General features: G+C 72.6%; 18 protein-coding genes. 6 read left to right on the top strand and 12 right to left on the bottom strand.

The window, feature by feature from the left end; all coding sequences use genetic code 11:
• Positions 1–80: 80 nt before the first annotated feature.
• The 3 genes from ACH9D2_RS01585 (at position 81) to ACH9D2_RS01595 (ending at position 3,357) form a co-directional block, all read left to right on the top strand.
• Positions 81–881 carry a rhomboid family intramembrane serine protease gene (locus ACH9D2_RS01585; protein ID WP_396361003.1) on the top strand — a complete coding sequence of 267 codons (801 nt, stop codon included), beginning with the start codon at positions 81–83 and terminating at the stop codon, positions 879–881.
• A 338-nt stretch (positions 882–1,219) separates the two neighbouring features.
• Positions 1,220–1,912: a response regulator transcription factor gene (locus ACH9D2_RS01590; RefSeq protein ID WP_396361004.1), complete on the top strand. Its 693-nt coding sequence runs from the start codon at positions 1,220–1,222 to the stop codon at positions 1,910–1,912.
• Positions 1,909–3,357 (top strand): sensor histidine kinase, encoded by a 1,449-nt coding sequence (locus tag ACH9D2_RS01595; protein WP_396361005.1) that lies wholly within the window; start codon positions 1,909–1,911, stop codon positions 3,355–3,357. The genes ACH9D2_RS01590 and ACH9D2_RS01595 overlap by 4 nt, the downstream gene beginning before the upstream one ends.
• A gap of 293 nt (positions 3,358–3,650) precedes the next feature.
• On the opposite strand, the gene ACH9D2_RS01600 is transcribed toward ACH9D2_RS01595, so the two are convergent.
• From ACH9D2_RS01600 to ACH9D2_RS01610, 3 genes are all read right to left on the bottom strand, one after another.
• Positions 3,651–4,451 (bottom strand): GntR family transcriptional regulator, encoded by an 801-nt coding sequence (locus ACH9D2_RS01600; protein WP_396361006.1) that lies wholly within the window; start codon positions 4,449–4,451, stop codon positions 3,651–3,653.
• The gene (locus ACH9D2_RS01605) at positions 4,448–5,449 is read right to left on the bottom strand and encodes a zinc-binding dehydrogenase (RefSeq protein ID WP_396361007.1); all 1,002 of its coding nucleotides are present in this window, start codon (positions 5,447–5,449) and stop codon (positions 4,448–4,450) included. Before ACH9D2_RS01605 ends, ACH9D2_RS01600 begins: the two co-directional genes overlap by 4 nt.
• Before the next feature lie 86 nt (positions 5,450–5,535).
• A complete protein-coding gene (locus tag ACH9D2_RS01610) occupies positions 5,536–6,384 on the bottom strand; it encodes an MSMEG_6728 family protein (protein WP_396361008.1) in 849 nt (282 codons plus the stop codon).
• Between the two features lie 81 nt (positions 6,385–6,465).
• Between ACH9D2_RS01610 and ACH9D2_RS01615 the strand changes: the two genes are divergently transcribed.
• Positions 6,466–7,866, top strand: coding sequence for an MFS transporter (locus ACH9D2_RS01615; protein ID WP_396361009.1), 1,401 nt, complete (start codon positions 6,466–6,468; stop codon positions 7,864–7,866).
• A 109-nt stretch (positions 7,867–7,975) separates the two neighbouring features.
• Here ACH9D2_RS01615 and ACH9D2_RS01620 read toward each other — a convergent pair whose 3' ends face one another.
• From ACH9D2_RS01620 to ACH9D2_RS01635, 4 genes are all read right to left on the bottom strand, one after another.
• A complete protein-coding gene (locus ACH9D2_RS01620) occupies positions 7,976–9,652 on the bottom strand; it encodes a thiamine pyrophosphate-dependent enzyme (RefSeq protein WP_396361010.1) in 1,677 nt (558 codons plus the stop codon).
• Positions 9,653–9,935: 283 nt separating this feature from the next.
• Complete coding sequence (locus ACH9D2_RS01625; RefSeq protein WP_396361011.1) at positions 9,936–11,351, bottom strand: sugar porter family MFS transporter; 1,416 nt, start codon at positions 11,349–11,351, stop codon at positions 9,936–9,938.
• A 169-nt stretch (positions 11,352–11,520) separates the two neighbouring features.
• Positions 11,521–12,714, bottom strand: a complete 1,194-nt coding sequence (locus tag ACH9D2_RS01630) for an ROK family protein (protein ID WP_396361012.1) — start codon at positions 12,712–12,714, stop codon at positions 11,521–11,523.
• Positions 12,715–12,854: 140 nt separating this feature from the next.
• Positions 12,855–13,187 (bottom strand): glutaredoxin domain-containing protein, encoded by a 333-nt coding sequence (locus tag ACH9D2_RS01635; protein WP_396361013.1) that lies wholly within the window; start codon positions 13,185–13,187, stop codon positions 12,855–12,857.
• A gap of 427 nt (positions 13,188–13,614) precedes the next feature.
• Here ACH9D2_RS01635 and ACH9D2_RS01640 point away from each other — a divergent pair, with 427 nt between their 5' ends.
• Complete coding sequence (locus ACH9D2_RS01640) at positions 13,615–14,448, top strand: phosphatase PAP2 family protein (protein ID WP_396361014.1); 834 nt, start codon at positions 13,615–13,617, stop codon at positions 14,446–14,448.
• A gap of 147 nt (positions 14,449–14,595) precedes the next feature.
• Here ACH9D2_RS01640 and ACH9D2_RS01645 read toward each other — a convergent pair whose 3' ends face one another.
• The 3 genes from ACH9D2_RS01645 to ACH9D2_RS01655 all read right to left on the bottom strand — a co-directional run bounded on the left by ACH9D2_RS01645 (position 14,596) and on the right by ACH9D2_RS01655 (position 18,855).
• A complete protein-coding gene (locus ACH9D2_RS01645) occupies positions 14,596–16,827 on the bottom strand; it encodes an MMPL family transporter (RefSeq protein ID WP_396361015.1) in 2,232 nt (743 codons plus the stop codon).
• A gap of 127 nt (positions 16,828–16,954) precedes the next feature.
• The gene (locus tag ACH9D2_RS01650; RefSeq protein WP_396361016.1) at positions 16,955–17,344 is read right to left on the bottom strand and encodes a universal stress protein; all 390 of its coding nucleotides are present in this window, start codon (positions 17,342–17,344) and stop codon (positions 16,955–16,957) included.
• 47 nt (positions 17,345–17,391) lie between these two features.
• A complete protein-coding gene (locus ACH9D2_RS01655) occupies positions 17,392–18,855 on the bottom strand; it encodes an APC family permease (RefSeq protein ID WP_396361017.1) in 1,464 nt (487 codons plus the stop codon).
• 127 nt (positions 18,856–18,982) lie between these two features.
• Between ACH9D2_RS01655 and ACH9D2_RS01660 the strand changes: the two genes are divergently transcribed.
• Positions 18,983–20,062, top strand: a complete 1,080-nt coding sequence (locus tag ACH9D2_RS01660; RefSeq protein WP_396361018.1) for a nitronate monooxygenase — start codon at positions 18,983–18,985, stop codon at positions 20,060–20,062.
• A 22-nt stretch (positions 20,063–20,084) separates the two neighbouring features.
• Here the strand turns inward: ACH9D2_RS01660 and ACH9D2_RS01665 are convergent, their stop codons facing one another.
• On the bottom strand, positions 20,085–20,816 hold the full coding sequence (locus tag ACH9D2_RS01665) for an oligopeptide:H+ symporter (RefSeq protein WP_396361019.1): 732 nt from the start codon (positions 20,814–20,816) through the stop codon (positions 20,085–20,087).
• 11 nt (positions 20,817–20,827) lie between these two features.
• On the bottom strand, positions 20,828–21,373 hold the full coding sequence (locus ACH9D2_RS01670) for an oligopeptide:H+ symporter (RefSeq protein ID WP_396361020.1): 546 nt from the start codon (positions 21,371–21,373) through the stop codon (positions 20,828–20,830).
• Positions 21,374–21,648 lie beyond the last annotated feature (275 nt).

Consider the following 21,648-nt stretch of genomic DNA (forward strand, 5'->3'; position numbering starts at 1 on the left):
AGCGATCCGGGCGGGCCTGCGCCGTTCCCGTCCATCCCTGTCCAGCGACCCGGGCCCGGACCGGCCCAGGAGGAGTTCCAGTGAGCGGCGAGCGACCGCAGTACGGCGCGTCCACCGGGGGAGAGATCCCGGTGTGCCCGCGCCACCCCGACCGGCCGGCGTACGTGAGGTGCCAGCGCTGCGGCCGGCCGACGTGCCCGGAGTGCCAGCGCACGGCCGCGGTGGGCGTCCACTGCGTCGACTGCGTGCAGGAGTCGAGGCGGACGCGTCCGGCCGTGCGCACGAGCCTCGGCGGCCGGGCCGCCCAGGGCTCCCCGATGCTCGTCACGTGGTGGCTCATCGGCGCCAACGCCGTGGTCTACGCGTTGCAGTGGCTCGTGCAGGCGGCGGGCCCGAGCCTGGTGCAGATGTTCGCCTACGCCCCCGTGACCACGACCTCCGAGCCGTGGCGGATGCTCACGAGCGGGTTCCTGCACTCGATGTCCAGTCCGCTGCACCTGCTCCTGAACATGTACATGCTCTACCTGTTCGGGCGGATGCTCGAGCCCGCACTGGGGCGCGGCCGGTTCCTGTTGCTGTTCCTGCTCTCCATCCTGGGCGGCTCCGTGGGCGTCCTGCTGCTGTCGCACCCCCTCAGCCTCGTGGTCGGCGCGTCCGGGGGCGTCTTCGGCCTCTTCGGCGGCCTGTTCGTGCTGCAGCGCCACCTGGGGCAGTCCATCACGCCCATCGCGGTGCTGATCGGCGTGAACGTGGTCTTCGGGTTCCTCTTTCCCGGCATCGCCTGGCAGGCGCACCTGGGCGGGCTCCTCACGGGGGGCCTGGTCGCCTTCGGCTACACGCTCACCACACGCAGGCGTCACGGCGCCGGACGCCGCCGGTGACACCGTGCCGAAACCGCCCGCGAGCACCCGCGCACCGAGGACCGGTGGCCTTCTCCACAGGGTTTGTCCCCACCTGTCGACAAGTTACACCGGTGGAATTCCACACCTGTGAGCAACGGTGTGGACAGGGCCACGGCGGCTTCCACAGCTGTTAATAACGCTGTGGAGAGCGACCTGTGCACACAGTTCTCCACACCTGTGGACAAAGTTGTGCACCGGCTGGGGAGAAGGAGGAGCGCGCGATCCGGGACGGCGTTCTCAACCGATCCTCAGGCCGCGTGCGGAAGACTGGATGGGGGCGGATCCCTCCGCGCCCACGGACGAGAACGGGGAGACGCGTGCGCGTGCTGCTGGTGGAGGACGAGGTGGACCTCGCGGAGTCGGTGCGCCGCGGTCTCACGAACGAGGGCTTCGTCGTCGACGTCGCCCACGACGGGATCACCGGAGGGTGGCTGGCCCGGGAGAACCCCTACGACGTCGTGGTCCTGGACCTGATGCTGCCGGGCCGGAACGGCTACGCCGTGCTCGAGGACCTGCGCGCCGCCGAGAACTGGGTCCCCGTCCTCGTGCTCACGGCCAAGGACGGCGAGTACGACCAGACCGACGCCTTCGACCTCGGCGCCGACGACTACCTCACCAAGCCCTTCAGCTTCCTCGTGCTCGTGGCCCGGCTGCGCGCCCTCATCCGCCGGGGCGCGCCCGAGCGGCCGGTGGTGCTCACGGTCGGCTCCCTCCGGCTCGACCCCGTCCGCCGGACCGTGACCCGCCGCGGGCAGACGCTCGAGCTCACCGCGAAGGAGTACGTCATCCTCCAGTACCTGATGCAGAACGCGGAGAAGGTCGTCTCGAAGCTCGAGATCATGGACAACGCCTGGGACGCCGGTTTCGAGGGCTCCGAGAACATCGTCGAGGTGTACGTGGGCTATCTCCGGAAGAAGATCGACGCCCCCTTCGGTCTCTCCACCCTGCAGACGGTCCGCGGCATGGGCTACCGGCTGGTCCCCGACGAGCCCGGGACAGCGGCGTCGTGACCCCCCGCGGGAGGGGTCTTCTCGACCGGTGGGGGGTGCGGGAGCGCAGCACGGCCGCCGCGGCGCTGCTCATCCTCCTCGTGATGGCCGTGGCCGGGGCCGTGCTGCTCGAGGTCCTGAGCCGCGCGGCCGTGGGCGCCGCCCACGACCAGGCCGTGGCCCGGCAGACCGAGATCCTGAAGGACCTGGGTCTGCCGTGGGGGCCGCGCAGTGCCGGGGGCACGGCGGGGGAGACCGCCGTGTTCACGCGCGCCGGCCTCGGCGAGCTGATGCTGCGACTCGGCCGGCCGGGGGTCATCGTGCAGCTCCAGGACGGGGAGGGCCGGGTGGTGGCCGCGTCGCCCGCGAGCGCGCTGGACACGGACCTGTCCGTGCCGGTCCTGGAGCCGGGGCAGTCCTCCGACTCCGCGGCCACCGGGGAAGGGCCGGTGCCGGGGACCGACGACCACGTGTATGTCGCTCACGGCATGTACGTCAACGGTGAGCCCCTGACGCTCACCGTGGCGGTGCCCATGGCGCTGCAGCAGGGCACCCTGCAGACCGTGTCCCTGTTCCTGCTGGTCGGCGGGCCGGTGCTGGCGCTGCTCGGGGCCGCGCTCATGTGGTTCCTCGTCGGCCGCTCCCTCGCCCCGGTGCGGCGCATCACCGGACAGGTCCGGGGCATCGGCACGGCCCGCCTGGGGGAGCGGGTCGACGTGCCCCCCACCCGGGACGAGATCGCGGTGCTCGCCACCACGATGAACGGGATGCTGGACCGGCTGCAGGCGTCCGACCGCGCGCAGCGGAGGTTCGTCGCGGACGCCTCCCACGAGCTCCGCAGCCCGCTCGCCACCCTCACCACCACGATCGAGGTGGCCGCCTCCGACCCGTCCGGGGCGACGTGGCCGGAGGTCGCCCCCGTGCTCAGATCCCAGTCCCGCCGGATGGGACAGCTCGTGGAGGACCTCCTGACCCTCGCCAAGATCGACGACGCCGGGCTGCGGCTGCGCATCGCGGACACCGACCTGGACGAGGTGGTCCGGGAGGAGCTCGCCCGGATGCGTCCGGCCTCGCGGCACGAGGTGCGCGTGCAGATGGACCCCGTGCGGGTCCGGGGGGACGCCGGCCGGCTGCAGCAGGTCGTCCGCAATCTGCTCTCCAACGCGGAGCGGCACGCGGACACCTGGATCGCCGTGTCCCTGCGGGTGGAGGGGGAGGAGGCGGTCGTGACCGTGGACAACGACGGCGACAGTATCGCGCCGGAGGACCGGGAACGGGTCTTCGAGCGGTTCGTGCGGCTCGACGACTCCCGGACCCGGGACACGGGCGGATCCGGACTGGGCCTGGCCATCAGCCGGGAGATCGTCGAGGCCCACGGGGGAAGGATCAGCGCGGGCGAGGACCCGCGGGGCCGCTGCCGCTTCGAGGTGCGCCTCCCGCGGGAGAGCGGGGACGACGAGGACTGAGCGCCCGGACGAGCTCGTGCCCGCCGGGGCGGAGCCCGTCCAGGTCCATGGCATGCACCGGTGTTCACCTGCCGTTGGCCGTCCCGTCACGGAGGCCACCTACCTTGGCGCTGGTCGGCAGGAGCCCCCGATCCTGTCCGGTCAGCACGGATGCACCCCCGGGCAACCGTGTCGAATGCCCCAGCCCGTCGATGCCGTGCTGGGGCATTCGACTGCTCCTCGCCCCCGTCGCTCCTGTCCGGATCGGCCCGACTGCCCCCGGCGTCCGTCGCGGCGGCAGGTCCCGGACGAGCTCAGTACCCCGCGGTCGCGGCGTCCCAGACCTGCGCGGTGAGCTCCTCGACGCGTTCGGCGGGCGTGCGCCGAGCGAGCAGGGCCTGGGCGACGAGCCGTCGCGCGGTCGAGGTCAGGTGCTCGCGCATGGCGCGCCCGGCCGCCTCCTCGTCCCGGGCGAGGACGGCCTGCACCAGGGTGTCGTGCTCCCGTGCGAGCTCGTCGACGGGCCGCCGCGACGTGGCGGCCACGACGCCCAGGAAGGCCGTGGTGGTGCGCAGCCGCTCCACGAGCCGGAGCACCTGGGAGTTGTCGGCGACCAGCAGCAGCAGCCGGTGCAGTCCCTCGTCGGCCCGGGTCGTCGCCTCGAGGTCCCCGGCGCGGGCCGCGTCGTGCATCGTCCTCCACTGGGCCCGGATCCGGTCGAGCTCCTCGGGCCCCGCGAGACGGGCGGCCCGCCGGGCGGCGGGGACCTCCAGGGCGGTGCGCACCGCGAAGATCTCCGCGACGTCGGCGGGGCTGACCTCGACGATCTCGAAGCCGCGGTTGCGGTGGAACCGGATCAGCCCGGCCTCGCCCAGCCGCAGCAGGCCTTCCCGCACGGGGCTGCGGGAGACGTCCATGGCGGAGGCCAGCTGCTGCACGGAGTACAGCCGCCCCGGCTCCATCTCTCCCGCCGTGATCGCCCGGCGCACCGCGGTCATCACCTGCACGGCGAGCGAGCTGTCGGTCGTGGCGGCGACGGACGGCAGAGCGGGGAGCGCCGCGCCGGGGCGGCCTTCCGGCGGAGACCCGGCGACGGAGCGGGGTGGGGTGGTCACGGCGTGATCGTCAGCTTGATGTCCCCGGGCCGGTGCTCCTCGGCCCGCTGCATGGCCTCCGCGATCCGCTCGAGCGGGAACTCGGGACCGAGACAGTGCTCCACGTCGATCTCGCCCTCGGAGATCCGGCGCAGGGCCTCGCGGAAGGACGTCAGTCCAGGCTCGGCCTGCGCCGCCACGGAGCACTGCAGCCGCAGGTTCTTGCGGAACGCCGTCCACAGCGGGACCTCGGTGGGCCCGTGCCGCTCCGGCAGGCCGAAGAAGCCGACAATGCCCCGGTCGGCCGCGAGCTCCACGGCCTGGTCGCGCAGCACGTCGTGCCCCACGGCCTCGATCACGAGATCGGCGCCACGGCCCCCGGTCACCTCGGCCACGACCGCGGCGAGGTCCTGCTCCGGCACCCGCACGGGGACGGCGCCCAGCCTCCGGGCGACGTCGAGCCTCCCCGCGTCCAGGTCGGACGCGACGACGTGCTCGAAGCCCAGCCGCCGGGCCTCCTCCACGAAGAACAGCCCGGCGGAGCCCGCGCCCATCACCACGCAGGTGTGCGCCCGGCGGGCGGGGGTCTCCACGGGCCAGAACTGGCGCATGGCGTAGAGGCAGGTGCCGTACTGCTGGGCCATCATGAGCCGCCTCAGCTGCAGGGAGTCCTCCGGGTCCGTGCCGGCGGGCAGCTCGACGACGTGCAGGTCGTCCAGCAGCTGGAGCTCGGCGAAGCACCCGCCCATCTCGCCCTGGGGGACCGTCAGCACGAGGGCGCCCTCCGGGACGCGCTCCGAGCGGGACTCGACCACCACGCCGACCCCTTCGTGGCCGGGGTAGCCGGGGCGGCGCGGCCCCTCCGCGTGGAGCAGCCCGTGGAAGGCCGCGTGCAGGTCCGATCCGCAGATCGCGGCGTGCAGCATGCGCACCACCAGCTGACCGGGTTCCCGGGCCTGCGGATCGGGCCAGTCGGTGACGGTGACCGTGCCCGTGCTGGGGACGTGGGACCCTCGCATGCGCGCCTCCTGGTGTCGGGCGCGCCGGGCGCCGGTGGGTGACATGCTACCCACGGTTGTGTACCCGGAACGTGCGTGACGCCGGATTAAACCCCTGGTGCGCCCGGGTCCGCGCCGACGGCCTCGGCGGGGACAGCGAAGACGGGCCGGGGGGACTGCAGCCGGGCGGGCGCGGGCAGCTCCCGGCGCAGGATCCGGTCCCCGCGCTCCAGCTCGAGGGAGAACCCCGCGACGGCGTGGTGGACGTTCTCGTTCAGCACCGCCCGCTCCACGACCTGTTCGGGGCCGGGCGCCCCGTGCAGCAGCAGCACGGGCTCGCCCTCCCGCAGCTCCTGCTCGACCCGGGCCACCGCCTGCATCCAGTGGCTCTCCCGCACGCCCTCCGGGACGCGGAACGGCACGACGACGGCGGCGCCGCCCGCCGCCTCGTGCGCACCCGGCGCCAGGACCCACGCCCGTCGGCCGTGCGGCGGTTCGACGGGGGGCGTGCGGCCCTCCGCGAGCACGGGCCACACGTAGTCCAGGCCGGCCGGGTCGTCGGGGAAGACCCCGCGGTAGAGCTCCTCGTCCTTGCGCAGCAGGTTCGACCGGTGCGAGCGGTGGAACGCCTCGTCGCCGAGCCACGGGGGCGGCGGGGCCACGTCGTCGTCGGGACAGCGGTCCCAGGCCTCGGGGGCGAACTCGCGGATCTGCCACCCCGTGCTGTCGGCCCCGCCGCGGGCGGTCCACTCGTCCACCATCGCGCGGCCGTAGGCGACCAGGGCGGGCACGTGCCCCGACCACATCGCCGTGGCCGGGTGGCGGTACCACCCGTAGCCGGGCACGGTGGCCGCGCGCAGCACCTGCAGGGTCTCCACCCGCTGCTTGCCGAGCCGCTTGCGGTCGAGGACCCGCGCGGAGCGGGCGAAGTCCGGGTACGGGAGAAAGGTCTGCACCGCCCCAGTGTCCTACGGATCCGCGGGCCCCACCACCGGATGCCCTGTGCGCGGGAGACCGCTCGGGGGGACACTGGGGGCATGCCCCTGCCCCGTGCGCTGGAGCCGTTCCGGCTCGGCCGGTACCGTGTGCTCGCCTTCGCGATGTTCGTCAGCGTGTTCGGCGCGGGGATGTGGGCGGTGGCCCTCGTGAACCAGGTCCTGCAGCTGGACGGGACGGCCGTGGACCTCTCGGCCGTGACGGCCACGGGCGCGCTCGGCATGCTCGTCTTCGTGCTCGTGGGCGGGATCGCGGCCGACCGCTTCCCCCTGGCCGGGGTGCTGCGCCTCGTCGAGACCGCCAACCTCCTGACGGCGGGGACGGTGGCCGTCCTGGCCCTGACGGGAGGGCTGCGGATGTGGCAGCTCGCCGCCGCGGCCTTCGTGTTCGGTGCGGGCATCGGCTTCTTCTACCCGGCCTACTCGGCCTCGCTGCCCCGGATCCTGCCCGCCCGGCAGCTGCTCGCGGCCAACGGGATGGAGGGCACGGCGCGTCCGCTGCTGCAGCAGGCGGCGGGACCGGCCGTGGCCGGTGTGCTCATCGGGGTGGCCGCGCCCGGTGGTGCGCTCGCCCTGATCGCTCTCTGCCACGCCGCCGCGCTCGCGCTGCTGCTGCGCCTGCACGTGCCCGGCCACGCCGGCCACGACGCCGGACCCGGCACGGGGCCGACCGCGGAGCCGGCCGGGGACTCGGTCGGGGACTCCGCCCCGGGGCCGGGTGCCGGCCGGCCCGCCCCGGTGCCCGGTGCCGGGGAGCCGTCCCCGGCACCGGGCGCCGCGGAACGGCACCCCCCGCAGGAGCCTGCGGGTGCCCTCCGGTCCGTGCGGGAGGACCTCATGGAGGGCGTGAGCTACACGCTGCGCACCCCGTGGCTGCTGTGGACCCTGCTGTGGGCGGTGCTCGCGGTGTTCCTGCTGCTGGGTCCCCTCGAGGTGCTCGTCCCGTTCCTGGTCCGGGACCGGCTGGGCGGGGACGCCTCCACGTTCGGCTACCTGCTGGCGTGCTACGGCGGTGCCAGCGCGCTGGCCTCCCTGGTGGTCGCCTCCCTGCCCCTGCCCCGGCGCTACCTCAGCTGGATGATCGTGCTGTGGGGGTTCGGGACGCTGCCCTTCGGCCTGGTCGCCACCACCGACTCGTTCTGGGTCATGGCGCTGTGCCTGGCGTTCGTGGGCGCCGGGGACGGCGCGGGCATGGTGCTGTGGGGCACGCTCCTGCAGCGCCGGGTGCCGCGCCGCATGCTGGGACGGGTCTCGAGCCTCGACTTCTTCGTCTCGATCGCCCTCATGCCGGTGTCCATGGCGGTCGCGGGGCCCGTGGCGCAGGTGGTGCCGCTGCCGGTGATCTTCTGGACCGTGGCCCTGCTGACCCCGGCGCTCGGACTCGTAGCCCTGTGGGCCGGGCGGATGCGCGAGGACGAGCTCGCGCATCCGCTGGCCGGCTGAGCGGCACCGCAGTGTCCCACGGCAGCGCGGGGCCACAAGGGGCAGGGCCGCGTCGCGGGCGGACGCGGCCCTGCCCGGGTCACCGCGCGGGCGGTGGACGGACTGCGGGTCAGTACGCCTTGACGCGCTGCTCCACGATGAGGTGGATCAGGGCGAAGCGGCCCTCCTCGTCGATGGCCTTGAGGGCGGCCTCGAGCGCGCCGGGGATCTCGGCGTCGGTCTCCACGCGGACCCCGAACCCGCCGAAGGACTGGGCCATGAGGGCGAAGTCGGGGTTCTTCAGCTGCGTGCCCGAGACCCGGTCCGGGTAGTCCCGTTCCTGGTGGGTGCGGATCGTGCCGTACTCCTGGTTGTCCATCACGATGACCAGGGGAGTGGCCCCGTACTGGGCCGCGGTGGCCAGCTCCTGGCCGTTCATCAGGAACTCGCCGTCACCGGCGATCGTCACCACCCGCCGGCCCGGGTAGCGCAGGGACGCGGCCACGGCCGAGGGCACCGAGTAGCCCATGGAGCCGTTGCGGGCCGAGATCATCGCCGCGTACCCCTTGGCGGGGAAGTAGCGGTGGGCCCAGTTGGTGTGCTCTCCGGCGCCGAAGGTGCACATGGCGTCGTCGGGCAGCCCCGCCACGAGGTGGGCCATCAGGGTGTCCATCCGGGCCCGGCCCCCGGAGGGCTCCGTGGACACGGGGGCGGAGAACTCGACCTGCTGGGCGCGCAGCCGGGCGGTCCACTCCTTCCACGCCGGCTTGGCCGGCAGGTCGATGCGCACGAGGTCGCGCACGAACACGTCCGGCTTGGCCACGATCTGGTAGGACACCGGCCCGGAGCGACCGCGCAGGGAGGGGTCGATGGTGACGAGGAAGTTCTTCTTGTTCCAGTCCTGGCGGACCAGGAACCCGTTGGTGATCACGTCGCCGGGGACCGTGCCCACGAAGACCAGCAGGTCGGTCTCCTCGAGCATGTCGAAGGTCGGCTGGGGGCGGCCGTAGCCGATGGGGCCCGCGTAGGAGTCGGAGTCGAAGGGGACGGTGCCCTCGGTGCGCCACTCCGCCGCGGCCGGGAGGTGGTGCTCCTCCAGCCACTTCGTCAGTCCCGCCGCGCCCTCGTGGGTCCAGTCGTTGCCGCCGGTCACGAACAGGGGCTTGTCCGCGGTCTCCAGGGCGTCGCGCAGCGCCTTCCAGTCCTGGACCGTCATGCCGCCGGTGGCGACGGGGATCGGCGGGTGCAGGGCCGCGTCGATCTCCCGCTTGATGATGTCCTCGGGCAGCCCGACCACCACGGGGCCGGGCCGGCCCGAGTTGGCGGCGAACATGGCCTCGGCCACGATCTCGGAGGCCCGCTCGGCGTGGTCGAGGACCATGACGCGCTTGGCCCCCGAGTCGAACCACGCGTGCGGGTCGAACTCCTGGAAGGCCTCCCGGTCGCGGTGCTCGAAGGGGATCAGGCCCACGAACAGGACCATCGGGGTGGAGTCCTGCCACGAGGTGTGCAGGCCCACGTGGGCGTTGGCCGCACCGGGCCCGCGGGTCACCATGGCCACGCCGGGCACGGAGTTCATCTTCCCGTCGGCCTCGGCCATGTAGGCGGCCCCGCCCTCGTGCCGGCACACGACCGTCTCGATCGGGGAGGAGTGCAGTCCGTCGAGCACGTCGAGGTAGGACTCACCGGGCACCACGTAGGTGCGCTCGACGCCGTGCGCCACGAGCGTGTCCACGATGACGTGGCCCGCCGACTTGCGGGCGGTGGTCTGTGCGGGGGATGCGGGGTCCGCAGTGGTCTGGGTCAACGTGGGTCCTTTTCGCCGTTGAAAATGGAGCAGTGGACAGGGCAGGCCGGAACCGGCTCGGGGGTCCGGTTCGCGCGCAGGTCTTCCGAAAATACCCGATGACGGCGGCGTTCCGTGTCCTGAGGGTCACGGAGCGGTAAAGAAGGACGCACAGCACCGGTGGTGCGCCGTGCGGTCCCGGGGCCGGGACGGGAGCCCGGGCGCCGGGGTCCGGGGACGACGACGGCCGGCCTCCCCGCCGGGGGAGGGCCGGCCGCTGTCGCCGGGGAGAACCGCCGCCGCGTCAGTCCTGCATGTCCTCGAGCTCGATGCCGGTGGTCTCGCGGACCATCTTGACCGTGAAGAGCAAGGACATGAGCGCGAAGAACGCGTAGAGCCCGTAGGCGACGCCGAGGGAGAAGGCGGCCAGGGCGGGGAAGGTGACGGTGACCAGCCAGTTGGCGATCCACTGCACGAACCCGGCCACGGCCAGCGCGGCACCGCGGATCCGGTTCGGGAACATCTCGCCCAGCAGGACCCACATCATGGGACCCCAGGAGACGCCGAAGAAGACGACGAACAGGTTGGCGGCCACCAGCGCGATCGGACCGGAGGTCGGGCCGAGATCGGGCTGGCCGTTCACCACGTTCGCGGTGGCGAACACCACGGCGAGGGTGCCCAGCATGAGCGTCATGCCCGCCGAGCCGACGAGGAGGAGCCGGCGGCGGCCCACCTTCTCGACGAGGGCGATCGCGACGATCGTCACCGCGACGTTGACCACGGACGTGATCACCGTGATGGTGAACGAGTTCGACTCGGTGAAGCCCACGGCCTGCCAGAGCACGTTCGAGTAGTAGAAGATCACGTTGATGCCCACGAACTGCTGCAGTGCGGCCAGGCCGATGCCGACCCACACGATGGGCTTGAGGCCGGCCATCCGGCCCCTGAGGTCGGACATCCGGGGCTTGCGCTCGCTCCGGAGGGACTCCTTGATGAGGCGCACGCGCTCGGTCGCCGACGCGGAGCCCTGCAGGTTGGCCAGCACCGCCTGGGCCTCGTCCGGACGGCCGTCCTCCACCAGGTAGCGGGGGGACTCCGGGATCGTGAAGGCGCCGATCAGGTAGGCGATGGCCGGGATGGCCTCCGCCATGAACATCCACCGCCAGGCCTCGAGGCCCCACCACAGCTCCTCGGTGGAACCGCCCGCCATGCCGGCGAGCCAGGCGTCCACGGCGAGGGAGATGAAGATGCCGAGCACGATGCCCATCTGCTGCAGCGAGCCGAGGCGTCCGCGCACGGTGGCCGGGGCGACCTCCGCGATGTAGGCGGGGGCGATGACGGAGGCGATGCCCACGCCGACGCCGCCCACGATGCGCCAGAAGATCAGCCAGCCGAAGCTGTCGACCACGCCGCAGCCGATCGCGCTGACGAGGAAGAGCACCGCCGCGATCTTCATGACGGGGACGCGGCCCAGGGCGTCGGCGATCCGGCCGCCGGTGAACGCGCCCGCCGCCGCGCCGAGCAGCGCGGCGGCCACGGCGAAGCCGAGGGGCCCCGGGCTGACACCGAACTCCTCCTGGATGGCGGAGACCGCACCGTTGATCACGGCGGAGTCGTAGCCGAAGAGGAAGCCGCCGAAGGCGGCGATGATGCTGATTCTGAGGACGGCCTTGGTGTTCGGCTGCTCCGCGACCGTCGGGGTCGTGGCGTCTTGGCTCATCGGACAGCTCCCTTGCTGGTGGAGAGATCGGCGTGAGGTCGACCCGTGCCGACCGCCGCACCCCGGGGTGGACGCGCCCGTCGACGCCGACGGGTTCCTGTGACGCGGTCCACACTAAAACTCGGTGCGCTGAATGTCCATTAGTCGAAGACGACAGGTGCGCGGCGTGTCATCTTCCCGGGACGGCGCCGGCGGGCAGCTCCGCGTGCTGCAGGGCGAGGATCACGGCGCCCGCCACGTGGGCCTCGATCCCCAGCCGGGCGGCCTCGATCCGCAGGTCCCGGACGCTGCCGCGGACCCCGTGGCGGGAGACGACCTCGCGCAGCGGGGCGAGCAGCAGCTCACCGGCCCGGGCGATCTCGCCGCCGACGACCACGAGCTCGGGGTTGATGGTGTTGCACAGGTTGGCCACCGCGGTGCCGAGCAGGCGGCCGGTGTCGCCGATGACCCGCCCGCAGCCGACGTCACCCGCGAGGGCCGCGGTCACGAGGTCGGGCACGGTCAGGTCGGCGCCGTGGGTGGCGGCCAGCAGGCGCGTGATGTCCCGGGAGGAGACGTAGGTCTCGAGGCACCCGCGGTTGCCGCACCGGCACACCCTGCCGTGCTCGTCGACGGTGGTGTGGCCGAGCTCCCCGGCGGAGCCGGTGGCGCCGCGGAACAGGGAGCCGTTCAGGACCAGTCCCGCGCCCACACCGTGGCCGATCTTGAGATAGGCCATGTGCTGGGCTCCCCGCCCGGCGCCCCAGGCGTGCTCGCCGAGGGCGCCCGCGTTGGCGTCGTTCTCGACGACGACGGGCAGCCCGAGCCGGCGGCCGGCCTCCTCGCGCACGTCGATCCCGCTCCACGCCGGCAGGATCGGGCTCGCACTGACCAGCCGGCCCTCGAGGTCCACGGGGGCGGGGAGGGTGAGACCGGCGGCGAGCAGTCCGGACCGTGGTGTGCCGTGGACCCGGAGCAGGGCGTCGAGGGTCCTGCCGACCAGCTCGAGGTCCTCTGCGAAGCGGTGCTCGTCGGGCAGCTCGTGGCGCCGCTGGGCGAGGATCCGCTGATTCAGGTCCGCCACGGCCACCGTGACGTGGCGGTGTCCCACGTCGATGCCGACCACGTGGCCGGCCGAGCCCCGGAAGCCGATGAGCTGGCCGCGGCGTCCGGCGCCGTCCGTCTCCATGACGAGCAGCCCGGCGTCGATCAGCTGGTGCACGATGTTGGACACCGTCGAGGGCGCCAGCGCGGTGCGCCGGGAGATCTGGGCCTGGGTGAGGTGCCCGTCACGGCGCACCGTGTCGAGCACCCGGCGCTGGTTGGCGTTGCGCAGGGACGTCTGCGAGCCGGGTGGAACGGGGGACCCGACGGACTCGGACATCATCGTCCTCTTTCACCGGTGAACGGGAACAGGAGTGTCATTCTAGTCAGCGTTCAGAGGTCGAAGACAGAGGGAGCAGCAGTCCGGCCTCTCCGCCCCACGAGGGCAGGTCCGGTGGGAGACTCCCCGTCCACGGGTCCTCAGAGGACCTTGCCGGCCTCGGCGATCAGTCCCTTCGCGGCGGCGACCTGAGCGGGGGAGGCCGCGACGAAGTGCTCCGAAGCGGTCACCACGGTGGGCACTGTGGCGTTGCCGTCGTTGAGGGACTCGACGAACGCCAGGGCGTCCCGGTCCTCCCAGATGTTGGCCCAGACGGCCCGCCCGGCGTCCGGGCCGAGTCCGCGCTCGAGCATGCCGCAGAACGGGCACCCGGGCCGCCAGTAGATGGCCACACCGCCCTCCTCCACGTGCTGCACGGCCTCGGTGTGGGAGACGGCGGGGCGGGTGCTGCGGGACGGGTCCTTCTTGAACACGGGTGCTCCTCGCGGGTCGGACGGCAGGGTGGGAGTGGCGGTCCAGTCTAGCCGGGCCGGTGTCGATCCAGGCCTGTCCCCTGAGCAGGGGACAGTACGGGACTGCGTCACCGAGAGCCGGTTGCCGGGATGCCGGCACACTTGCCACGAAGAACAGTGTTTTCCGGTTGTGCAGGACGCTTGTCGGCGGAGTTCCACGTGAAACTCCGGCTGTGTTCCCGCTTATCATCCTTTTCCGGGTGAGAAAGGTACGATCCGTTCCGGGGACGACGCGGAGCGTCACGCACGGGCGCCGGACGTGCCGATCCCGGCCGCAAGCTTCATGATTTGTCATTCTCTGTATCGATTCGGGGAAATCTTCCCGAACTCTCTTGCCGACCGGGCGTTGGGCAATACCGGGAACCCGGCGTGTGCCAGGGTGGTGGGCATGTCACATCCGGCGCAGCACTCTTCCCCCCGGCCGGCCCGTTCCACCTGGTCCCTCCCCCAGCTGCACCAGTGGGTGGTCGTCCCCTTCATCGTCGTGCTGGTCACGGCGACCGTGGGGCGGCTGCTGGTGTACTCCCCGGGGGTCGCGGCACAGGAGACCGAGGTCCTGCACCGGCTCGACGCGGCACGCCTCGGCGTCCTGGACGCACTCGCGCTCGTGCTGCACCACGCGTTCTCCACCCCGGGGGCGCTCGCGATCGTCGCCGCACTCACCGCGTGGCTCGCGCTCGCGCGCCGGCGCCCGTGGGACGCCGCCGGGTTCGCGGTCACGGCGCTCTCCGGCTGGGCCGCGGTCCGGATGGTGCAGGTCGCCGTCGGCCGCCCCCGGCCGGACGGCTCGGCGTTCCCGGAGCCGCTGGTCCTCGTGGAGGGCCTCACGTCCTTCCCCTCCGGGCACGCGGGAGCCGCCGTGGCCATCGCGGCGGCCTTCGGCCTCGCAGTGCGTCGTTCGAGGTTCGGCTCCGCCGCTCTCGTCGCAGGTCTGGGCACCGCCGTGCTCGTCGGGCTCTCGCGCCTCTACCTGGGCGTGCACTATCCCCTCGACGTCCTCGCCTCGTTCCCCGTCGCGTGGGCGGGCCTGGCGGTGGGGTGCGGACTCGCCAACCACGTCGTGCCCGCGCTCGCCTACGGTTTCGGCTGGCAGCAGCAGGACGCGGCGTGGCACGACGTCGACCAGGCTCCGGTCGCCGAGGAGAGCCCTGCGGAGGACGCTCGTCCCGACACCGCACGGATGCCGGTCGTGGCCCGGCGGACCGACCACCACGCCGCCTGACGCGCCGACCGGTCCGGGAGGCCGCGAGCCGTCAGGGCGGCGGAGCACGGCTCCCGAGGAGCTGGGGTCCCGGGGAGGCGGGGCTCGACGGTCCCGGGCCGCGCGGCGGGCCGCCAGGAGCCGTGGCCCCGGGCACCCCGCTGCGTCTCAGGGCTCGATCCGCCGGTGGAAGGGCCACCAGATGGTCCGGCCGATGTCGTAGGTCAGCGCCGGCACGAGCAGCGACCGGACGATCAGTGCGTCCAGGAGCACGCCGAACGCCACGATGAAGGCCAGCTGCACGAGGAACATGATCGGGATGACGGCCAGGGCAGCGAACGTGGCCGCGAGCACGATGCCCGCCGAGGTGATCACCCCGCCGGTGAGGGTGAGTCCGCGCAGGATGCCCGCGCGGGTGCCGTGGGCCAGTGACTCCTCCCGCACCCGCGACATCAGGAAGATGTTGTAGTCGATGCCCAGCGCCACGAGGAAGACGAAGCCGAAGAGCGGGACCGAGGGATCCGCGCCGGGCAGGTCCAGGACGTGGTTGAACACGAGGGCGGAGACGCCCAGGGCCGTGAAGAAGGAGATCACGGTCGTGAGGATCAGCAGCACGGGCGCCAGCACGGAGCGCAGCAGCAGCATGAGGATCAGGGTGATGACCACGAGGATCACCGGGATGATCAGCGTGCGGTCGGCGATCGAGGTCTCGTTGGTGTCGATGTTCGTCGCCGTGGTGCCGCCCACGAGGATCTCCTCGTCGACCGCACCCAGGTTCTCGCGCAGCTCCCGGACGGTCTGCTCGGCCTCCGGGGAGTCGGCGGCGTCGGACAGCGTGGCCTGCAGCTGGTAGAGGCCCCGCGCCTCGGTCGGCTCGGCCCCGGCGAAGGGTCCCACCGGCGGGGCGGCGTCCTCCCCGAGGGGCAGGGTCCCGGACGGCGAGTCGGTGGCGACGGCGACGACGCCGGCGACCCCCTCGGTGTCCTCGACCGCCTCGACCGCGGCGTCCAGGGAAGCGGCGGGGACCAGCAGGATCGCGGGGCTGCCGGAACCGCCGGGGAAGTGCTGGGCCAGGGCCTCCTGACCGTCCCGGGCCTGCGACTCGCCGAGCACGAGCTCGCTCTGCTCCACGCCCGAGGCCTGGAACTGGGTGCTGAACCCGGCCAGGGCGAGGAGCACCACCGTGGTCACCACCCAGATCGCCCGCGGGGCGCGGGCCACGAACCGGGCCACCGCGGCCCACACGCCCCGGCCCTCGACGGTCGGACGGCTGCCGGCCCCGTGCTCGACCACGCGCACGCGCTCCGTGCCCGAGGCGTCGTAGCGGGGCAGGAACGGCCAGAAGGCCGCCCGGCCCGTGGCGTGGAGGACGGCCGGCAGGAACGTCAGGGCCGCGAGCATGGACATGACGATGCCGACGGACGCCACCGGGCCCAGCGCCTTGTTCGAGGCGAGGTCGGACAGCAGCAGGCACAGCAGGCCCGCGATGACGGTGGCGCCGGAGGCCACGATCGGTTCGACGGAGCCCTTGAGGGCCGCCCTGGTGGCCTCCGCCCGTCGTCGGTGGTGCAGCAGGGCGTCCCGGTACCGGGCCGTGTACAGCAGCGAGTAGTCGGTGGCGGCGCCGACCACGAGGATGAACAGGATGCCCTGCACCTGTCCGCTGATGGTCACGAGCTCGTTGGCCGCCAGCCAGTACACGACCAGGATCGCCGCGCTCAGGGCGAAGACCGAGGTCAGCAGCACCAGGACGGGCAGCACGGGGGACCGGTAGACCACGAGGAGGATCACGAAGACCACGGCCAGCGCCACGCCCAGCAGGAGCCCGTCGATGCCGGCGAAACCGGCCACGAGATCCGCCGTGAACCCGGCGGGACCCGTGACGTAGCTCTGCAGGCCCTCGGGCCGGTCCCGCTCGAACTGGGCCGCGAGGGCCTCGACGTCGTCGACGACCTCGCCGTCGGGCAGGGGCACCACGAGCTGGAAGGCCTCCCCGTCCTCGGACGGGATCAGTGGCGAGGTCCGGCCCTCGGGGAGGCCGCTCGCCTGCACCGACGCGGCGGCCTCCTCGGCCCACGCCCGGTCCGCGTCGCTCAGCCCGCCCTCCCGGACGAGGAGGACGATCGCCGGGATCGCCTCCGAGTCCCGGAACTCGCCCTGCAGCTGGGTGACCTGCGTGGACTCGGTCGACTCGGGCAGGAAGCTGGACTGGTCGTTGGTGGAGACCTCGGAGATCTTCCCGAAGTAGGGCCCGCCCACGCCCGCCACCGCGAGCCACCCCACGATCAGCAGCGCCGGCAGCAGGATCCGCAGCAGCGTGGCCCAGCGGGGGCGTCGGGGGGGCTCGGGGGTCCCTTCCCAGGGGGCGGGCCGGGACGCAGTGGGGGCCGAGGTGGTCATGGCGGGCCTTTCGCGAGCGGCTGGAGCAGGTCGGAGCCGCGGAGACCGACAGACCCCCGCGCGGGACCGGAGTCGCCGAGGTCTGGGACCAGACTAATATTTCGAAAACAGAAATAAAATCCCGGGCTCAGTCGTAGACGGCCTTGACGCACAGCACCGGGCACGGGCTCTCGAGCAGGACGCGCTGTGCCGTGCTCGCCATGATGATCTTGCCCACGGGTGAGCGCCGCCGGATGCCCAGCACGATGAGGTCGGCACGGTGCTCGCGCGCGGTGTCGAGGATGACGTCGGCGGGGTCGCTGTCGTGGTCCGGTTCCCGCAGCTCGTAGCGCACCCCGGAGCGGGCGAGCTTCTCCTGCTCCACGTCGATGTCCGAGCCGAGCTCGGGGGGCTGGTGGCGCTTCGGCCGCGGTTGCACCACCACCAGGCCGGTGCCGCGGCGCTCGGCCTCCAGGACGGCGGCGTCCAGGGCCGCGTGTCCGGGGGCGGTGGGCATGTATCCGACGACGACGGTCACGGGTTCTCCTCGGGTAGCGGCGCGGCAGGGGTGCGGACGACCACGGATCAGGGTCCGCGGTGCGGGTCCGTCCCCTCGGGCTCGTCCTCCATGCGGGCGAGATCCTCCGGGTGCTCGAACCGGACCTTGCGGCCGAGGAACAGGCGGTCGTAGAGGAAGTTGAGGATCCACAGGCCCAGGCCGATCAGCAGCAGGACCACGGCGATCTGGTACTCGATGAGGTCCTGCGCCCATGGCCCCACCAGATAGGCGCAGGTGACCGCGCCCAGGTACGGCATGATCCGGGGGGCGTGGAAGTAGTCGTGGGTGGGGGCGTGGTCCTTGCGCAGGATGATGGCCGCGATGTTGACCACGGTGAACACGCCGAGCAGCAGGAGGGCCGTGGTGCCGCCGAGGGCACTGGCCGTGCCGCTGCCGAGGAGGTTGTTGATCACGACGATGAGGCCCATCGCCAGGAGGGTCGTGAACACGATGGCCGACCAGGGGGTGCGCCGGCCGCGCAGCACGTGACCGAGGAAGTCCGGCAGCACGCCCTGCCGGGACATGCCGTAGAGCAGGCGGGAGGCCATGAGCATGTTGATCAGGGCGGTGTTGGCCACGGCGAAGATCGTCAGGAACGGGTAGATGGTGTCGATCGGGATGTTCGGGGCCCCGATCCGGACCATGTCCAGCAGGGGCGTGGTGGACTCGCCGAGCACGCCGATGGGCACCACCGCCACCGTGAAGATGGAGACCAGGATGTAGATGGTGCCCGTCAGACCCAGGCCGAAGAGCATGACCCGCGGGAAGTCGCGGCTGGGGTTCTTGGTCTCCTCGACCATGTTGACGGAGTCCTCGAAGCCCACGAAGGAGAAGAAGGCGAGCGAGGTCACGGCGGTCAGCGCGAGGAAGATGCCCTTGTCCTCCGAGGTCTCGAAGACCATGGTCTGGCTGAAGTCGGCCTGGCCCTGGAAGGAGGCCCAGAAGCCCACGAGGATCACGATGAGCAGCCCGGTGAGCTCGATGGACGTCAGCACCACGTTGAACGCGAGACCCTCGGTGACGCCGCGGATGTTGATGGCGCACAGGATCGCGATGAAGGTCACGGCGATCACGGTGATGCCCGTGGTGCTCGTCTCGAGGCCGAAGCCGCGGGCGAAGTTCGACGCCACGGCCGAGGCCGCCGTCGAGGCGGACGTCAGGCCGGAGCTGAGCACGGCGAACGTCACCAGGAAGGTGATGAAGTGGATGCCGAAGGCCTTGTGCGTGTACAGCGCCGCCCCCGAGGCGCCGGGGTACTTGGTCACGAGCTCGAGGTAGGAGAACGCGGTGATGGTCGCCACCACGAACGCCACGAGGATCGGCGCCCACGCGGCGCCGCCGATCTCACCGGCGATGTTGCCGGTGAGGGCGTACACACCGGTGCCGAGGATGTCGCCCACGATGAACAGCAGGAGCAGCCCGGGGCCCATGACCCGCTTGAGTTCCGGCTGTGGACGGGACCGGGTCTTGGAATCGGCTGACTGGGCCATCGGATGCCTCGAATCGTTCGTGTCGGGCGGCGGACCTCGGCGGCGGATGATCGTGGCCACAGCCTATGCCACGCCCTGTGCCGCGCCCAGGGGTGACGCGCACCCTCCGTCTGCCTAGCCTGGTGGCATGGTGAGCAACCCGTACCGCTTCCGGCTGAACGACCTGTCCGTCCCGTTCGTGGGCGCCCCCATGGCGGGAGGGCCGTCGACCCCCGCGCTGGCAGCGGCGGTCACGGCCGCCGGCGGACTGGGGTTCCTGGCCGCCGGCAACCGTTCTGTGACGGGTCTCCGCGCGGACGTCGAGGAGGTCCGCACGCTGACCGACGGCGCCTTCGGGGTGAACCTGTTCGTCCCGCAGGCGGCGAACACCGCGGCCCCCGGGACGGCGGTCGACCCCGCCGTGCACCTGTCCGTCGGGGCCTACCGGGAGGCCCTGCGGGACACGGCGCGCCGGTACGGGGTGGAGCTGCCGGACACGGACCCCGCCGACGACGACGGGTGGGCGGCCAAGCTCGAGCTCCTCGAGGAGCTGCGGGTGCCGGTCGTCTCGTTCACCTTCGGGCTGCCCGCGGCCCCCGTGCTGGAGCGGCTCGCCGCGGTGGGCAGCACGACGTCCGTCACGGTGACCTCAGTCCCGGAGGCCGAGGCCGCGGTGCGGGCCGGGGCCGATCTGCTGACGGTCCAGGGGCCGGCCGCCGGCGGTCACCGGGGCACCCACCGCGCGGAGGACGTCCCGGGCCAGGAGCCCCTGGCGGAGCTCGTCGCCGCGGTCCGTGCCGCGGTGGACGTCCCGATCGTGGCCGGGGGCGGCATCGCCTCCGCGGCGGAGGCGGACACGGCCCGCTCCGCCGGCGCGGACGCCGTCCAGATCGGCACGCTCCTGCTGCGCACGCACGAGGCGGGGACCTCCGCCGCGTACCGGGAGGCCCTCGGCTCGGGCCGCTACACGGAGACCGCCGTGACCCGGGCGTTCTCGGGCCGGCTGGCGCGCGGTGTGCGCAACGAGTTCATCGACCGCTTCACAGATATTGCTCCAGCGGCATATCCGCAGGTCAACCAGTTGACCAGGCCGATCCGGGCGGCCGGGGCGGAGGCGGGGGACCCCGAGGCCATCGCCCTGTGGGCCGGCCCGTCCTTCGCGTCCGCCCGGGAGGTCCCCGCCGCGGACGTCGTGCGGGACCTCGTCCGCGGCTCGTCCGGCACCTGACGGCGGGCGACCGGCCCGGTCGTCAGCGGACCCCGCGCAGCATCCGCCGGATCCAGGGGGACAGCACGAGCAGGGTGGCGCCGACGGCGATCGTGACGGCGCCCAGGGTCCCGAAGTACGCGGCCTCGGTCTGCTCGCTGTAGTAGCCGGCCAGCGAGCCGGACAGAGCCGTGCCCAGCGCCACCGAGAGACAGCAGAGGGCGACCATCAGCACGGGACAGGCGCGCGGGGCCAGCCTGGTGGACAGGGACAGGCCCACGGGGGAGACCATCAGCTCGCCCAGGGTGGCGACCAGCAGGATCAGCCCGGCCCACAGGACGGGCACCGAGGACACCCCGACCATGGGCAGGAAGACCAGGAACGCCGACCCCATCAGCACGATGCCCAGGCCGAACTTGGTGGGCGTGCCGGGCTGACGGTCGCCCAGCCTCGTCCACAGCACCGCGAACACCGGCGCGAGCAGGATGATGAAGAAGGGGTCGAAGGACTGGACCCACGAGATCGGCATGGTCCAGTGCCCAGTGCCCAGTGACCGGTCCAGGCGGGTGTCCGAATGGATCGTGATCACCGTGAACTGCTGCTGGAACAGCGCCCAGAACGCGGCGGAGCCGATGAACAGGGGGATGAACGCCCGCACGCGGGAGCGCTCGTCGTCGTCGACTTTCCTGCTGGTGAGCAGGAGGACGAACAGCGCAACGGCCGCCACCACGATCACGCCCACCACGACGTCGGCCAGGTTCTCCGCGTCGAGCACACCCGTGAGGACTACGGCCGCGACGACGGCGACCGCGGCCAGTCCGAAGCCCAGGTGGAAGCCCCAGGTGGAAGCCCCAGGTCTTCTGCGCGAAGCCCGTCAGGAGCGGCCCGAGGAGTCCGCCGATGTTCACGCCCATGGAAGAAGATCGAGAAGCCGGCGTCGCGGCGGGGGTCCTGGCGGTCGTGGAGGGCGCCCACCAGGCCGGTGATCGTGGCCTTGAGCCCGCCCGACCCGATCGCGATGAGGACCCGGCCGATCGTGAGGCCCGCGACCGCGGGGACGAGGCTCAGCGACACGTGGCCGGCCATGATGAGGACGCCGCTGAGGAACATCGTCCGCTCGGACCCGAGGAGCCGGTCGGCCACCCCTCCGCCCAGGATGGCGAACAGGTGGACGGCACCGCCGTAGGCGCCCACGATGCCCGCGGCCGTGGCGCGGTCGATGCCCAGTCCGCCGTCGGTCGTGGCGAAGTACATGGACAGCAGGACGATGCCCTGCATGCCGTAGAAGGAGAAGCGCCCCCACAGCTCGACGCTGAACAGGTTCGCCAGCATGCGGGGCCGGCCGAGGAAGAACCGGTCACCGGGACGGGGGAGGTCCGCGCCGGGAAGGTCGTCGTGGTGGTCGCGCGGGTCGGGGTGCTGGTGGCGCCCTCCACCGCGCGGGGTGTCCGGGAGGTCATGCGCTCCCTGATTTACCTACCGACCGGTTGAGCACCAATCGGTGCGTGGGCCCCGGCCGGTGCGCGCTCCTCGCCGGCTCGTCCTCCGGTCGCGCTTCTCCGGGTGCTGCCAGGCCGGCCGAGCCGGCGGCACCACGGGCGACGCCC

Source organism: Kocuria rhizosphaericola (assembly GCF_044462205.1).
GTDB classification, from domain to species: Bacteria; Actinomycetota; Actinomycetes; order Actinomycetales; family Micrococcaceae; genus Kocuria; species Kocuria rhizosphaericola.

Bases quoted from the DNA above. Each gene is read 5' to 3' on its own strand.
- ACH9D2_RS01655 (WP_396361017.1), bottom strand. From the start codon at position 18,855: ATGGCCCAGTCAGCCGATTCCAAGACCCGGTCCCGTCCACAGCCGGAA.
- ACH9D2_RS01660 (WP_396361018.1), top strand. From the start codon at position 18,983: ATGGTGAGCAACCCGTACCGCTTCCGGCTGAACGACCTGTCCGTCCCG.
- ACH9D2_RS01625 (WP_396361011.1), bottom strand. From the start codon at position 11,351: ATGAGCCAAGACGCCACGACCCCGACGGTCGCGGAGCAGCCGAACACC.
- ACH9D2_RS01670 (WP_396361020.1), bottom strand. From the start codon at position 21,373: ATGCTGGCGAACCTGTTCAGCGTCGAGCTGTGGGGGCGCTTCTCCTTC.
- ACH9D2_RS01645 (WP_396361015.1), bottom strand. From the start codon at position 16,827: ATGACCACCTCGGCCCCCACTGCGTCCCGGCCCGCCCCCTGGGAAGGG.
- ACH9D2_RS01615 (WP_396361009.1), top strand. From the start codon at position 6,466: ATGCCCCTGCCCCGTGCGCTGGAGCCGTTCCGGCTCGGCCGGTACCGT.
- ACH9D2_RS01630 (WP_396361012.1), bottom strand. From the start codon at position 12,714: ATGTCCGAGTCCGTCGGGTCCCCCGTTCCACCCGGCTCGCAGACGTCC.
- ACH9D2_RS01605 (WP_396361007.1), bottom strand. From the start codon at position 5,449: ATGCGAGGGTCCCACGTCCCCAGCACGGGCACGGTCACCGTCACCGAC.
- ACH9D2_RS01640 (WP_396361014.1), top strand. From the start codon at position 13,615: ATGTCACATCCGGCGCAGCACTCTTCCCCCCGGCCGGCCCGTTCCACC.